General features: G+C 63.6%; 15 protein-coding genes and 1 pseudogene. 11 read left to right on the forward strand and 5 right to left on the reverse strand.

Going from position 1 to position 12,699, the window contains the following annotated elements; all coding sequences use genetic code 11:
* Positions 1 to 3 precede the first annotated feature (3 nt).
* A complete protein-coding gene (locus tag AC3ANQ_RS00240) occupies positions 4 to 1,305 on the forward strand; it encodes a M18 family aminopeptidase (RefSeq protein ID WP_488303262.1) in 1,302 nt (433 codons plus the stop codon).
* A gap of 33 nt (positions 1,306 to 1,338) precedes the next feature.
* Here AC3ANQ_RS00240 and AC3ANQ_RS00245 read toward each other — a convergent pair whose 3' ends face one another.
* Positions 1,339 to 2,013 carry a DUF1345 domain-containing protein gene (locus AC3ANQ_RS00245; protein WP_488303263.1) on the reverse strand — a complete coding sequence of 225 codons (675 nt, stop codon included), beginning with the start codon at positions 2,011 to 2,013 and terminating at the stop codon, positions 1,339 to 1,341.
* A gap of 37 nt (positions 2,014 to 2,050) precedes the next feature.
* The gene (locus AC3ANQ_RS00250) at positions 2,051 to 2,389 is read right to left on the reverse strand and encodes a YnfA family protein (RefSeq protein ID WP_488303264.1); all 339 of its coding nucleotides are present in this window, start codon (positions 2,387 to 2,389) and stop codon (positions 2,051 to 2,053) included.
* Between the two features lie 260 nt (positions 2,390 to 2,649).
* Between AC3ANQ_RS00250 and rpsF the strand changes: the two genes are divergently transcribed.
* The 6 genes and pseudogenes from rpsF (at position 2,650) to AC3ANQ_RS00280 (ending at position 6,034) form a co-directional block, all read left to right on the forward strand.
* Positions 2,650 to 2,955 carry a 30S ribosomal protein S6 gene (gene rpsF, locus AC3ANQ_RS00255; protein WP_265978101.1) on the forward strand — a complete coding sequence of 102 codons (306 nt, stop codon included), beginning with the start codon at positions 2,650 to 2,652 and terminating at the stop codon, positions 2,953 to 2,955.
* 55 nt (positions 2,956 to 3,010) lie between these two features.
* Positions 3,011 to 3,586 carry a single-stranded DNA-binding protein gene (locus tag AC3ANQ_RS00260; protein WP_265978099.1) on the forward strand — a complete coding sequence of 192 codons (576 nt, stop codon included), beginning with the start codon at positions 3,011 to 3,013 and terminating at the stop codon, positions 3,584 to 3,586.
* Positions 3,587 to 3,709: 123 nt separating this feature from the next.
* The gene (gene rpsR, locus AC3ANQ_RS00265) at positions 3,710 to 3,949 is read left to right on the forward strand and encodes a 30S ribosomal protein S18 (RefSeq protein WP_003800144.1); all 240 of its coding nucleotides are present in this window, start codon (positions 3,710 to 3,712) and stop codon (positions 3,947 to 3,949) included.
* A gap of 17 nt (positions 3,950 to 3,966) precedes the next feature.
* Positions 3,967 to 4,419, forward strand: coding sequence for a 50S ribosomal protein L9 (gene rplI / locus AC3ANQ_RS00270; protein WP_265978085.1), 453 nt, complete (start codon positions 3,967 to 3,969; stop codon positions 4,417 to 4,419).
* 150 nt (positions 4,420 to 4,569) lie between these two features.
* Positions 4,570 to 5,304 (forward strand): annotated as a pseudogene (locus AC3ANQ_RS00275) (PhzF family phenazine biosynthesis protein); the annotation flags it as partial.
* 103 nt (positions 5,305 to 5,407) lie between these two features.
* The gene (locus tag AC3ANQ_RS00280) at positions 5,408 to 6,034 is read left to right on the forward strand and encodes an FMN reductase (RefSeq protein ID WP_488303265.1); all 627 of its coding nucleotides are present in this window, start codon (positions 5,408 to 5,410) and stop codon (positions 6,032 to 6,034) included.
* Positions 6,035 to 6,062: 28 nt separating this feature from the next.
* On the opposite strand, the gene AC3ANQ_RS00285 is transcribed toward AC3ANQ_RS00280, so the two are convergent.
* Both AC3ANQ_RS00285 and AC3ANQ_RS00290 read right to left on the reverse strand, forming a co-directional pair.
* Entirely contained in the window at positions 6,063 to 6,638 is a 576-nt protein-coding gene (locus AC3ANQ_RS00285; RefSeq protein ID WP_488303266.1) for a hypothetical protein, read from the reverse strand.
* A gap of 3 nt (positions 6,639 to 6,641) precedes the next feature.
* Positions 6,642 to 7,121, reverse strand: coding sequence for a hypothetical protein (locus AC3ANQ_RS00290; RefSeq protein WP_488303267.1), 480 nt, complete (start codon positions 7,119 to 7,121; stop codon positions 6,642 to 6,644).
* Between the two features lie 623 nt (positions 7,122 to 7,744).
* Between AC3ANQ_RS00290 and dnaB the strand changes: the two genes are divergently transcribed.
* Positions 7,745 to 9,124 (forward strand): replicative DNA helicase, encoded by a 1,380-nt coding sequence (gene dnaB, locus AC3ANQ_RS00295; RefSeq protein ID WP_265978081.1) that lies wholly within the window; start codon positions 7,745 to 7,747, stop codon positions 9,122 to 9,124.
* A gap of 47 nt (positions 9,125 to 9,171) precedes the next feature.
* On the opposite strand, the gene AC3ANQ_RS00300 is transcribed toward dnaB, so the two are convergent.
* On the reverse strand, positions 9,172 to 10,140 hold the full coding sequence (locus AC3ANQ_RS00300) for an acyl-CoA thioesterase (RefSeq protein WP_488303268.1): 969 nt from the start codon (positions 10,138 to 10,140) through the stop codon (positions 9,172 to 9,174).
* Positions 10,141 to 10,293: 153 nt separating this feature from the next.
* On the opposite strand from AC3ANQ_RS00300, the gene AC3ANQ_RS00305 reads away from it, so the two are divergent.
* The 3 genes from AC3ANQ_RS00305 (at position 10,294) to AC3ANQ_RS00315 (ending at position 12,630) form a co-directional block, all read left to right on the forward strand.
* A complete protein-coding gene (locus AC3ANQ_RS00305; protein ID WP_488303269.1) occupies positions 10,294 to 11,637 on the forward strand; it encodes an MATE family efflux transporter in 1,344 nt (447 codons plus the stop codon).
* 9 nt (positions 11,638 to 11,646) lie between these two features.
* Entirely contained in the window at positions 11,647 to 12,201 is a 555-nt protein-coding gene (locus AC3ANQ_RS00310) for a DUF308 domain-containing protein (protein ID WP_488303270.1), read from the forward strand.
* Between the two features lie 72 nt (positions 12,202 to 12,273).
* Complete coding sequence (locus tag AC3ANQ_RS00315; protein ID WP_488303271.1) at positions 12,274 to 12,630, forward strand: hypothetical protein; 357 nt, start codon at positions 12,274 to 12,276, stop codon at positions 12,628 to 12,630.
* The last annotated feature ends 69 nt before the right edge of the window (positions 12,631 to 12,699 follow it).

The following is a 12,699-nucleotide window of genomic DNA, read 5'->3' on the forward strand; positions in this document are numbered from 1 at the left end:
GCCATGCCTTCGAACTCCGCTGCTGACCACATCCAGGACCTTGGCGCGTATGTGAGCGCATCGCCGTCGAGCTTCCATGCCGTCCACGAGGCCGCGCGCCGGCTCGACGACGCTGGTTTCACGGCCCTCGATGAACTTCAGCGATGGGAAGGCGGCGCTGGCCGTTTCTACGTCATCCGGGATGGTGCCCTCATCGCCTGGGTGACACCGGAAGGGGCAGCTCCCACCACGGCATTCAACATCCTCGGGGCCCACACGGATTCTCCCTCGTTCAAGCTCAAGCCCAAGCCAACAACGGGCAAGTTCGGCTGGCTCCAGGCTGGCGTTGAGGTCTACGGCGGCCCTTTGTTGAACTCCTGGCTGGACCGCGAGCTCCGGCTCGCAGGGAGGCTCGTCATGCTGGACGGTACCCAGCACCTCACGGCAACTGGACCGCTCTTGCGCTTTCCGCAGTTGGCCATCCACCTGGACCGGACAGTCAATGACGGCCTCACGCTGGACAAGCAGCAACACATGAACCCGGTGTTCGGGCTCGGCGATCCCAACTCCGCGGACGTCCTGGCAATCCTGGCAGAATCCGTGGCAGGGGCCCCGGTGGATCCCGCCCAGATCGGCGGCTACGACATCGTTGTCGCGGACACGCAGGCGCCGGAGGTGTTCGGAGCCCAGGGTGAATTCTTCGCTTCGGGACGGCTCGACAATCTGTCTTCGACCCATGCCGGACTTGCAGCACTCATCGCTCACGCAGCCACAAGTGCGCCCGCTGGCGGCCCCATCGCGGTCCTGGCGGCCTTCGACCACGAAGAAATCGGTTCCGCCTCGCGCTCCGGAGCCTGCGGACCGATCCTCGAAGACATCCTCATCCGGATCTCCGACGGCCTAGGCGCGACGGTGAGTGAACGGCGCCAGGCGTTGTCGGCGTCGTTCTGTGTTTCCGCGGATGCTGGCCACGCCGTCCACCCCAATTACTCCGAGCGGCACGATCCCGCCAACCGGCCCCTTCTCAACGGCGGACCGCTCCTCAAGATCAACGCCAACCAGCGCTACGCAACGGACGCAACCGGCGCGGCATTCTGGGCCCGGCTCTGCGGCGAGGCGGGCGTCCCGTACCAGGAGTTCGTCTCCAACAACGACGTCCCGTGTGGCTCCACTATCGGCCCGCTGACGGCAACCCGATTGGGAATCCGGACGGTCGACGTCGGCGTGCCCCTTTTGTCGATGCACTCGGCACGCGAACTGTGTGGCGTTGAGGACCCGCGTCACTTGGCTACCGTGGCGGAGTTGTTCTTCCGCTCGGCGATCTAGCTTCACTGCGGCGCGGGTTTAGGCGGCCGGGGCTCAGGAAGCGAGGCTCACCACGAGGTTGATGGTGGTGGCCAGGATCCCGACGCCGAAAACATAGGCGAGCAAGCTGTGCCGTAAGGCGGCGGATCGCATCTCCCTGGAGGTGATGGATGTGTCCGAGACCTGGTAAGTCATCCCGAGGCTGAAGGCCATGTAGGCGAAATCCGCGTACTGCGGCGGTTCCTTTTGGTTGAATTCGATTCCACGGGGCGGCTCGGCCGTGTAGTACACCTCCGCGTAGCGCAAGGTGAAGAGGGTGTGTACCAGGAGCCACGACGCCACCGCCCCACCGAGCGCCAGCAAGGCGAGCATGAATTTGTCGACGCCGTGCGCATCCTTGGCCCCGAACATCACCAGCACGAAGGCTGCGAGGGATCCGACGGCGGCACAGAGGATGAGGAGGTCGGAAGTGGACCGCCGTGGGTCTTCTTCCGTGGCATGGCTTGCCGTTTGATCGGCTTTCATCGGGGTGATGACTGTCCACACGAAAACGTTGTAGACCGCCGCGGCCACTGCCCAGCCAGCGGCGGGCGCGTAGATCCATTGACCCCATATTCCGGTCGCAACCGCGGCAGCGATGCCGGTGACGATCATCAGCAGAAATCGCAATTGGGACCGCTTCGCCCGGGCGGACTTTGGCCCTTGGTTCTTTGCTGCGGCAGCATTCATAGTCAGATCATGCCACGCGGTGCCGGCGGGGGTGCCGTCAATTTCCCGGACGCGGCGCGAACATAATAATTGCGACGCCCATGAGGCAAATCACGGCTCCGATAATGTCCCAGCGGTCCGGCCGGAAGCCGTCCAGGAGCATTCCCCAGGCCAAGGATCCGGCGATGAACACGCCGCCGTAAGCGGCAAGGACCCTCCCGAAATGCGCGTCCGGTTGGAACGCCGCGACGAAACCGTAGACGCCCAAGGCCACGATCCCAAGGCCGGCCCACCACCAGGGCTTGGCCTCCCTGACCGATTGCCACACGAGCCAAGCCCCGCCGATCTCGGCCAAAGCCGCGAGGACAAAGAGGGCGGTGGATTTGAGGATCGTCATGGATTCAGTCTGCCCGAGCCTCGCCGCTCCTGGCCGACGGCTGATCCGGGCTTCTTTAGTTATCCACATACGCGAGCCCGTCCGTAGCTCTCCGCCGACACGCCGAATAGGCTTAGACACGGGAAATGGACTAGGATATTGAAGTCTGTGCTGCGCCTTGCTTCCGCTTCTGGAACGGGTCGTGCGCACGGTTCATCGCAAATGAACCTCCTGTTACGGAAATGCCGTAACCGCTTAGCCCAAAGGAGGTGGGTTCACATATGCGTCCTTACGAATTGATGGTAATCATCGACCCCGAGGTCGAAGAGCGTACGGTAGAGCCGACGCTTCAGAAGTTCCTCAGTGTCATCACCACCGATGGTGGGACCATCGAAAAGGTTGACATCTGGGGCCGCCGTCGCCTCGCTTACGACATCAAGAAGAAGTCCGAAGGTATCTACGCCGTGGTGAACTTCACCGCCAAGCCGGAAACCGCCAAGGAACTTGACCGCCAGCTGAGTCTCAACGAGACCATCATGCGCACCAAGATCACCCGCCCCGAAGAGCAGAAGGTCGTTGCTGAGTAATTTCAGCTCCCGGCTTTCATTCTTTACCCCGCAGGAACGAACAAGGAGGCAGTAGATGGCAGGCGAAACCACTATTACGGTCATCGGTAATCTCACCAATGACCCCGAACTGCGGTTCACACCGTCAGGCTCGGCGGTAGCGAACTTCACCATCGCTTCTACTCCCCGGACCTTCGATCGCCAGTCCAATGAGTGGAAGGACGGGGAAACCCTGTTCCTCCGCGCATCGGTATGGCGTGAAGCAGCTGAAAACGTCGCCGAATCCCTGACCAAGGGCATGCGCGTGATCGTTTCCGGCCGCCTGAAGAGCCGTTCCTACGAAACCAAGGAAGGCGAGAAGCGCACCGTTATCGAGCTCGAGGTCGATGAAATCGGCCCGAGCCTGCGTTACGCCAACGCCAAGGTCAACCGCACCCAGCGCTCCGGCGGTCAGGGTGGCCAGGGCGGCTTTGGTGGCGGCAACAACAGCGGCGGCTTCGGGGGTGGCGGCGCTGGTGCAAGCCAGGGCGGCAACTCCGGCGGAACTTGGGGCGGCGGCCAGTCCGCACCGCAGGAAGACCCCTGGGCTACCCCGGGTGTCAGCAACGCGGGCGGATGGGGCAACGGCCCGGATTCCGAACCTCCCTTCTAAACATTCATAAGTTCGACGCCGGAACCCGCCGTAAGTGCCGCGAGGCATCCGAGTGGCAACCGCCGTCGAGCACCACCATCCCGTGGATCCATTCCACGGGCTCCATAGAAAAGGAGCTCCACGATGGCTAAGGCTGAACTCCGTAAGCCCAAACCAAAGTCCAACCCCTTGAAGGCCGCTGACATCACTGTCATCGACTACAAGGACGTAGCATTGCTGCGCAAGTTCATCTCCGACCGCGGAAAGATCCGCGCCCGTCGCGTCACTGGCGTCACGGTGCAGGAACAGCGCAAAATCGCCCAGGCAATCAAGAACGCCCGCGAAGTTGCTCTGCTGCCTTACTCCGGCGCTGGCCGCGGCTAGGGAAGGGATTAACTAACATGGCAAAGCTCATTCTGACCCACGAAGTAACCGGTGTCGGTGCTGCTGGCGATGTTGTCGAGGTCAAGGACGGTTACGCACGTAACTACCTGCTGCCCCGCGGCTTCGCTCTGACCTGGACCAAGGGTGGCGAGAAGCAGGTTGAGTCCATCAAGGCTGCCCGCGCTGCTCGTGCCCACGCTTCGGTTGAAGCTGCACAGGCCCAGGCTTCTGCGCTTTCTTCCAAGAAGGTCAAGCTCGTAGTGAAGGCCGGCGAGACCGGTCGTCTCTTCGGTACCGTCAAGCCGGCAGATGTCGCTGCTGCAGTTGAGGCCGCTGGCCTCGGCTCCATCGACAAGCGCAACGTTGAACTGCCGAACCACATCAAGTCTGTTGGTTCGTACCAGGCCAACGTCCGCCTGCACGAGGACGTTTCCGCTGTGATCGACCTTGAGGTCGTTGCAAGCAAGTGATGCAGGGTTCCCTGGAAGCTGAGCTTGCGAAGCTTCGAGGGGGCATCACGCAGCGGTAGTTCTGACGCAGCTCGAAGGACCCCCGTTTCCGGTTTCCGGAGGCGGGGGTCTTTTGCGTTGCGCGCGGACCCTCGGTGGTAGCCTGCACCGGTGAACATTGAACCCATGCGCACCAGGCCCTTCTCCCAGGTGGACGTCTTTACCGACGTGCCGTACGGTGGAAATCCGCTCGCCGTCGTCCGGATCTTCACCGGCCGCGAGGAATTCCCCTTTGCGGGGCATCCGACGCTCGGATCGGCGCACGCATGGCTGGAGGCTGGCGGAGTGCCGAAACAGGCCGGAGTCCTGGTGCAGGAATGTGGCGCCGGTTTGGTGAGGGTAGAGCTCGACGGCGGACGCCTCGCCTTTGCGGCACCCCCGCTGACCCGTTTCGGCCCCGTGGACGAGGCAACCTTGGAACAGTTGGCCGGTGGACTTCGTTTGCCGATAACCGCACTCCTGGATGCCTCATGGCTGGTCAACGGCCCGCAATGGATCGGTGTGCTGCTCGAATCGGCGGAACAGGTCCTGGGCATCGAGCCGGACCTTGTTGCGATGGGGGAGTTGAAGGTGGGGGTCATTGGTCCCCATAAGCCCGGCGCTGGCATCGACTTCGAAGTCCGCACTTTCATTCCCGGCGATGCCATGGTGGAGGATCCGGTGACAGGCAGTTTCAATGCCGGTGCTGCCCAATGGCTGATGGGGAGCGGCCGGGCGCCAGAACAGTACGTCGCCGCGCAGGGCACTGTGCTTGGCCGGGCGGGACGCATCCACGTCAAAGCGGAGGACGGCGACGTGTGGGTGGGCGGGAGCGCCGTGACCTGCATCGAGGGAGGCGTGCGGTTGCAGCAAGGGAATAAAAGGGGCAGGGGCGCAGTTTGGGAGTATAGATGCAAATGCATGTACTCTGGTTTGAAGCTATCGAACCGCCGAGCAACAGGAGATCGCTATGGAAACCCGCCGCATAACCGTCCTTTCCGCCGGACTTGGCGTACCGTCGTCGAGCCGGCTCCTTGCAGACCAGCTCGCCGCGTCGGCCAAGCGCCAGCTGGGCGACGCCGGGTACGAGGTGCGGGTGGACGTTATCGAACTCCGGGACCTGGCAGTGGATATCGCCAACAACTTCGTGACGGGCTATGCCGCGCCGCGCCTGGCAGACGTAATCGCCGGCGTCGAGGACTCCGATGGCATCATCGCCGTGACGCCCGTCTTCAGCGCCTCCTACAGCGGGCTGTTCAAGTCCTTCATTGACGTCCTGGACCCGAAGTCCCTCGACGGCAAGGCAGTCCTCCTCGGCGCCACGGGCGGCACGGACCGGCACCAAATGGTGCTCGATTACGCCATGCGTCCGCTCTTCACCTACCTTCGCACCAGGATGACCCAGACGTCCGTTTTCGCCGGCCCCCAAGATTGGGGAAACACGGACGACGGCGCGTCCCCGCTGTCAGTCCGCGTGGACCGGGCAGCGGGCGAGCTTACCCAGCTCCTGAGTGGCGAACAGCCGCACCGGAAGGCGGAGGCGATGGAATCCTTGCCTTTTGAGCAGCTCCTCGCCGGGATTACGGCCGGACGCTAGGCGCGGCTGGGCTACCCCGCAACAGACATCAATCGTCCAGCAGCTCGATGAACTCGAGTGCCTGCTTCATGCTGATGTCGGAATGTTTAGTCAGGGCCAGAGCCGCGGCCTCGACGTCGCCGCTCTTGGCAAGGGTGCGGATCCGTCCGTAGATTTCATCGTTGAGCATGTTGCTGCTTACCTCGCGCGTGACGTCGCCCTTGCTGGCGATCGCCCGGTAGCGGTACGGGAAGCGCTCAGGCTCGTCGTCGTCGGGCAAGAGGTCCTGCGGGGCGGGCTCCGGCTTGCGGAAGGGCTGCGGATGCGCTGCAAGGGCGCCGACGGCGTCCCGGGAGGCGCGCAGGCCTTCTCCCGTGGCGCTGAGGTACAGCTTGATGGCCGCCATGGCCTGGCCTTGGGCGATCAGGGAATACAGCAGCCGGTGTTGATCCTCGCTCAGCTTCGCCGCGGCCTCGCGGGCCAGCTCCGCCGGGTCCACTGGCGTCTTGCCTGCGGCCGCATTGCCGCGCCGTTCTGCCGCGCGGCGGGAGAGCGCGCGGCTGATCAGGAGCACGCCGACGGCGACGGCCACCAGGATCAGGACCGGAACGAGTAGGGATTCCATGCGCTAAAGCCGATCTATGTAGTTCTTGGCGGTCAGCAAGTCCGAGTGCGTTTCGTGGCGGAGAAGCTTGATGGCCTGGATCTTCTGTCCACTGCGGACCATGCCTTGCAATTGCAGCGCAAACTGTGGATTCAACTGCCCGTTGGGCAGGATGGGGCCGTTGTAGCCCGCCTGGCCGACCCCAGGGCTGGCCCCGACTTGCGCCTTGAGTGCCGCCCGCGACTGGCTGTCCTGCTGGGACTGTTGCTGTGCGTTCTGGCTTGGCCTTGTGGACGCATCGATGCGTGCCCTTGCTGCCGTTGCCGCCTGCACCTGGGCGGCCTGGTGGGCTGCCGAACGGACGGCCAACTCCCGCTGATAACGTTCGGCGTCGGACAACCCCGTGTCGCGTGGTTTGAACGCCGCCGTCAGGGCCCAGATCACAGCCACAAGAATAACAACGGGCATTGCGACCAGCAGTACATCCCCAACAGTGAAACCCATACTTAGAGCTTATGTCAGAACCCAGTTATCCACAGCACATTCCTGCTTCGGCATAGCTTCTGAGAGCCTGCTGTCAAATTCTGGAAGTGATTGTGGGGAGTATCACATTTTTTGCATATTTATCCCGTTTCGTTCCATTGAGTGGGCCCGGGAGTGTGGATTGGGCGAATTGGCCTGTGGATGAGCGGCGGAACAAAATACTTTTGATCCACATGCCCTGGAGAACGTTTCCGCAGCTCAGGGGCCATTTTCCGCAAAAAGAATTTCTCTTTCCACAGGGTACTGCACAGACTGTGCACAAGTAGGGGCATGTTTTCAACACTTTATCCACAAGCCCGGCTTGGTGCCGCGGAAAAGCAGGGCTAACGTGGCTGAGTACCTGCTTTAGGTACTTGGAAAACCCCTGTTTCTCGTGAGCAGCGCCATGACGCCGTCGGTAACCAGCGTGCCCGCTGCCGGTCTGTGGAAAAGCTGTGGAAATCGGGGAATCCAAAATTGTCGGTGCCCTACGGAATGGTTTGGACCAGCCGGCACGCCGGGCGGCCGGGCCAACCCACACCAGGGTATTGGCCTACCGAACCGCCAGGAACAGTTATCTGCCGCGGTACACATTGGAGGACGGCTTGTCAGTTACGCACTTGGATTCGATCGAGGGCGGCCGGACATCGGACGCCAGCCGCAAACCTCCCCAGGACATCCCCGCTGAGCAGTCAGTTCTTGGCGGCATGATGCTCTCCAAAGACGCCATCGCCGACGTCGTGGAACTTGTCCGCGGCCATGACTTCTACCGCCCGGCCCACGAGACCATCTACGAGTCCATCATCGACCTCTACGGCCGCGGCGAACCTGCTGACGCCGTCACGGTGTCGGATGAGCTGACCAAGCGGGGTGAGATCAACCGGATCGGCGGCCCCGCCTACCTGCACGAGCTCATCCAGACCGTGCCCACGGCGGCCAACGCCGGTTACTACGCCGAAATCGTGGCTGAACGGGCCGTCTTGCGCCGCCTCGTCAACGCCGGCACCAAGATCGTCCAGATGGGCTACGGGCAGGACGGCGAGGTGGAAGACCTCGTCAACCAGGCCCAGGCCGAGATCTATGCCGTGGCCGAACGCCGCACCGCGGAGGACTACGTGGCGCTCAAGGACGTCATGGAATCCACCGTTGACGAGATCGAGGCATCCGGCCACCGCGGAGAGGGCATGACGGGCGTCCCCACCGGGTTCTACGAACTTGATGAGCTCACCCACGGTCTGCACCCGGGCCAGATGATCGTCATCGCCGCGCGCCCCGCCGTCGGTAAGTCCACGTTCGCGCTGGACTTCGCCCGTTCCGCTGCCATCAAGCACAACCTCGCCACCGTGATGTTCTCCCTGGAAATGGGACGGAACGAAATCGCCATGCGACTGCTGTCCGCGGAAGCAACTATTGGCCTTCAGGACCTCCGCAAGGGCACCATCAAGGACGAACAGTGGTCCAAGATCGCCACCACCATGGGCCGCATGAACGACGCACCCCTTTTCATTGACGACAGCCCCAATATGTCCCTCATGGAAATCAGGGCAAAGTGCCGCCGCCTGAAGCAGCAGCACGACCTCAAACTGGTGATCCTCGACTACCTCCAGCTCATGAGCTCCGGCAAGAAGGTGGAGTCACGCCAGCAGGAAGTCTCCGAATTCTCGCGAGCCCTCAAGCTACTGGCCAAGGAGCTCCAGGTTCCGGTCATCGCGCTCTCCCAGCTGAACCGTGGGTCTGAACAGCGCCAGGACAAACGGCCCATGGTCTCGGACCTTCGTGAATCAGGCTCCATTGAGCAGGACGCCGACATGGTCATCCTGCTTCACCGCGAAGACGTCTACGACAAAGAATCCCCCCGCGCGGGAGAGGCCGACATCCTCATCGCCAAGCACCGTAACGGCCCTACCAAGGACATTGTGGTTGCCTTCCAGGGCCATTACTCGCGCTTCGCGAACATGGCGGGCGAGACTGGCGGCGGGTTCTAATTCCGGCCGACGTCGGGGCCCCGAGCGGCAGCCCAGTCCTGCTGGACCTACCCGCCATTAAGCAGATGGTCCGGCATCCGGTTTCCCGGCGCCCCTCCGCGGATCTCCAGCAGCTCGCGGGCGTGGGCATGAAGTCGCCGGTCCTCGTCCGTTTTCGGTACCCACTTTGGGATCGGAACGGACGTGCCGGTCTCATCCCGGGCCACCATGACTGTGAGGCAGTACGTGGTCAGGTTCATCTCGCGGCTCTTCGGGCTCCCTGAACGCACGTGCACCGCAATGTGCATGCCTTTGCGGCCTGTGTAGACGAGACGGGCTTCGACCTCCACCACGTCGCCGATCATGAGTGGGCGGTAGAAGCGCACCCCGCCGGAGAACACGGCCACCGTGTCCTTGCCGCAATAGCGGGAAGCGCAGACGTACGCGGCCTCGTCGATCCACTTCATGACGATGCCACCGTGGACCTTCCCGCCCCAGTTCACATCGGTGGGGGCCGCCATGAAGCGCAGAACAACCCGCTCGGCCGTACCGGCGTCGGTATATTCCTGTGCGTTCATGGCTTCGACAATCTGTTCCCGCACGGCGATCCTAGCGAGGGCGCTGTCTCGTTGCTCAATCTCCCCCGGCGTCGACGGCTCGAACTGGGGGACCGGGACCGGCCTGCCGTCGGGGCCGACGGCAACGAAGATCACCAAGCACTGGCTGCGCATCGTTGCGGGGCCGCCCTTGGGATCGCCGGAGGAAACGATGGTCCGGATGTGCATTGAAGAGCGTCCCGTGTAGACGATGGTGGCTTCCACCTCCACCATGTCTCCGCTGTTCACGGGATCGGCGAAATGGATGTTCCCCACGTACGCCGTGACGCAGTAGGACTTCGCCCAGCCAACGGCGGCCGCGTAGGCGGCCTTGTCCACCCACTCAAGAACCGTTCCGGCGTCGACGGACCCGCTGTGTCCAACGTCGGTGGGGGAAGCAAGGAATCGCAGCGTGACGGAGTGGGAGGGGAGCTCGCTCATGACGTGAGTGTATCGACGGCGCAGATGCCGATGCGCAGTATGACGGACTGGCGACGCCCGAACGGTTCACATCAACGGGTTGGGAAAACCATCCCTCGATCCCGTAACGGTGCTCCACCCTTGTGACCTCCGGGCCCCCGCTAGGCTGGGAAAGTGCCCCGAACAGTGACCCGTCCCACCGCGCCCTCCAACGCCCGCGAGATTCTGCGCCTGGCCGTCCCCGCCCTTGGTGCGCTCATTGCCGAACCCCTCTTCCTGCTGGCCGACTCTGCAATTGTCGGGCACCTCGGCGTCCCGCAACTCGCCGGCGTAGGGTTGGCTTCCGCGCTGCTGCACACCGCCGTCGGACTTATGGTCTTTTTGGCATATTCGACAACTCCGGCCGTGGCGCGGGCTATCGGGGACGGAAAGCTCACTAAAGCGCTCGCTGCAGGGCGCGACGGCGTCTGGTTGGCCCTGCTGCTGGGCATGGTCCTGGCGGTGGCCGGCTTCCTCGCGGCTGAACCGCTGGTTGGGCTACTCGGGGCCAACGGCGAGGTCCGGGCATTCGCCGTGGACTATTTGCGCTGGTCCATGCCGGGACTCGTGGCCATGCTCCTGATCTTCGCCGGCACTGGTGTTTTGCGCGGACTGCAGGACACCCGCACCCCCCTGGTGGTCGCGACGGCGGGCTTCGCCCTTAACATCGCCCTCAACCTGGTCCTGGTCTACTGGCTGCATTTGTCCGTCGCAGGGTCCGCCATCGGCACCAGCATCGCGCAGTGGGCCATGGCTGCCGTCTATCTGGTGATGGTGGGCCGAAATGCCCGGCGCCATTGCGTTTCGCTCCGTCCCGACTGGCATGGCATCCGCACGATGACCACCATCGGTTCTTGGCTCATGCTCCGCACCCTCAGCCTGCGCTTGGCAATCCTGGCCACGATCCTGGTGGTCACTTCCCAGGGGCCGGTGAACCTCGCCGCGCACCAACTCGCGATGACCATCTTTTCCTTCCTTGCCTTCGCCCTGGACGCCTTGGCGATTGCCGCGCAGGCCCTCATCGGGAAGGAACTCGGAGCTTCCCATCCGGCTCGGGCTCGCGAACTCACGCGCACCATGATCCGCTGGGGCGTGGGCTTCGGTGTGGTGACCGGCGCACTCCTCGCGGTGGCGGCTCCCTGGGCGGGTTTCCTCTTTACTCCCGACGCCGGCGTTCAGTCCGCGCTCACTGCGGCACTGTGGGTGCTCGCCGTCGGGCAGCCTCTCGCCGGGTACGTCTTCGTCCTGGACGGCGTCCTGATCGGCGCGGGCGATGCCCGCTATCTGGCGATTGCCGGCGTCGTGAACCTTGCGGTTTATCTGCCGCTTTTGGCCGGGGTCCACCTGACAAGGCCCGACGGCGCGGCGGGGCTCGTGTGGCTGTGGGCCGCGTTTGCGCTGGGCTACATGCTGGCCCGCGGAGTCACGCTGGGGCTGCGGGCCCGCACGGACAAGTGGATGGTCCTCGGTTCGCACTAAACTGGACGGGTGACTCTCCCCGCCTCTTCAGCGACTTCATCCACGCCCACCGCAGCCGGGCTCTGGAAGCCCGTCCTTCTCCGTGCCGGTGTTGCGCTGGTGTTCGGAGCCGTGACCGTCTTCTGGGGCTCGCCGTCCGTACAAGTTCTGGCCTGGGCTGCCGGACTCTATCTCCTGGCAACGGCGGGCGCCGCGTTCCTGGCCGCAAGCCTTCCTGCTGCCGTGGCGGTCGTTGTTGCACTGGGCGGCGTTGGCGCCCTGATCACGCAATCCGATACCGGGGTGGCGGTTTCCGCGCTCGTGGGACTGCTGGTGCTGGGGGTGTCTGAGCTGGTCCAAGGATTCCGTCAGCGCGGACGGCACGTGCTTGCCCGGGACTGGATGATTTCCGGGGTAGTAGCTATCGGGACCGCCGTGGCGTTGCCGTTCTTCATCAGCCTTGGCGCACACGCTTTGCTCGGTGTTGCCGGCGGCGGCGCCATTATCTCGGGTGTCTTGTGGGTGCTTTCCGGCCTGAGCCTGCGGCACGATGGGCGAACCCCCTCCGCCGAGGCCGTAAACTAGTAATCGTACGTTCTACTCTGCGTAGAACTCTGACGGCGCGCACGGCGCCAGCACCCACGCCACATTGGAGGAATGACCTTGGCTGACCAGAAACCAGGAGAGCCGCGCAAGGCGCGGACCTCGGTTAAGGGACCGCTGATGTTCTCCGCGTTCTGGGGCGTCGTGATCTTCTTCGCCGTGCTGATTTTCGCCTCCGGTGGCAGTGCCCGCTCCCCGCGCTTTGACCTAGCCTTTACGGGCGCCGGCATCGCATTCATCGTGAGCCTCGTTATCGCCGCCATGCTTTCCATGAGCCACAAGGAAAACGCCGAGCATCTCGGCAAGGGCTCGGGCGTCAATCTGAGTTCCAGGAAGCCGGGCCACGGCCACGCTTCTGCGGCCCCCAAGTCGGGCACCGAGACGGAAAACCCCGACGCCGACCAGCGCTAGGTTACCGTCAGGTTCGCGTCACGCCACGCAACTTTTAGCCGCCTGGCCACCACCGCAACCCCGGAAACA

Source organism: Arthrobacter sp. DMZ02-1R, assembly GCF_057747935.1.

Coding starts and splice junctions, on each gene's coding strand:
- AC3ANQ_RS00250 (WP_488303264.1), bottom strand. CDS start 2,389: ATGACGATCCTCAAATCCACCGCCCTCTTTGTCCTCGCGGCTTTGGCC.
- AC3ANQ_RS00245 (WP_488303263.1), bottom strand. CDS start 2,013: ATGAATGCTGCCGCAGCAAAGAACCAAGGGCCAAAGTCCGCCCGGGCG.
- AC3ANQ_RS00240 (WP_488303262.1), top strand. CDS start 4: ATGCCTTCGAACTCCGCTGCTGACCACATCCAGGACCTTGGCGCGTAT.
- rpsF (WP_265978101.1), top strand. CDS start 2,650: ATGCGTCCTTACGAATTGATGGTAATCATCGACCCCGAGGTCGAAGAG.
- AC3ANQ_RS00315 (WP_488303271.1), top strand. CDS start 12,274: ATGACCTTGGCTGACCAGAAACCAGGAGAGCCGCGCAAGGCGCGGACC.
- AC3ANQ_RS00260 (WP_265978099.1), top strand. CDS start 3,011: ATGGCAGGCGAAACCACTATTACGGTCATCGGTAATCTCACCAATGAC.
- AC3ANQ_RS00280 (WP_488303265.1), top strand. CDS start 5,408: ATGGAAACCCGCCGCATAACCGTCCTTTCCGCCGGACTTGGCGTACCG.
- AC3ANQ_RS00285 (WP_488303266.1), bottom strand. CDS start 6,638: ATGGAATCCCTACTCGTTCCGGTCCTGATCCTGGTGGCCGTCGCCGTC.
- AC3ANQ_RS00290 (WP_488303267.1), bottom strand. CDS start 7,121: ATGGGTTTCACTGTTGGGGATGTACTGCTGGTCGCAATGCCCGTTGTT.
- rpsR (WP_003800144.1), top strand. CDS start 3,710: ATGGCTAAGGCTGAACTCCGTAAGCCCAAACCAAAGTCCAACCCCTTG.
- rplI (WP_265978085.1), top strand. CDS start 3,967: ATGGCAAAGCTCATTCTGACCCACGAAGTAACCGGTGTCGGTGCTGCT.
- AC3ANQ_RS00300 (WP_488303268.1), bottom strand. CDS start 10,140: ATGAGCGAGCTCCCCTCCCACTCCGTCACGCTGCGATTCCTTGCTTCC.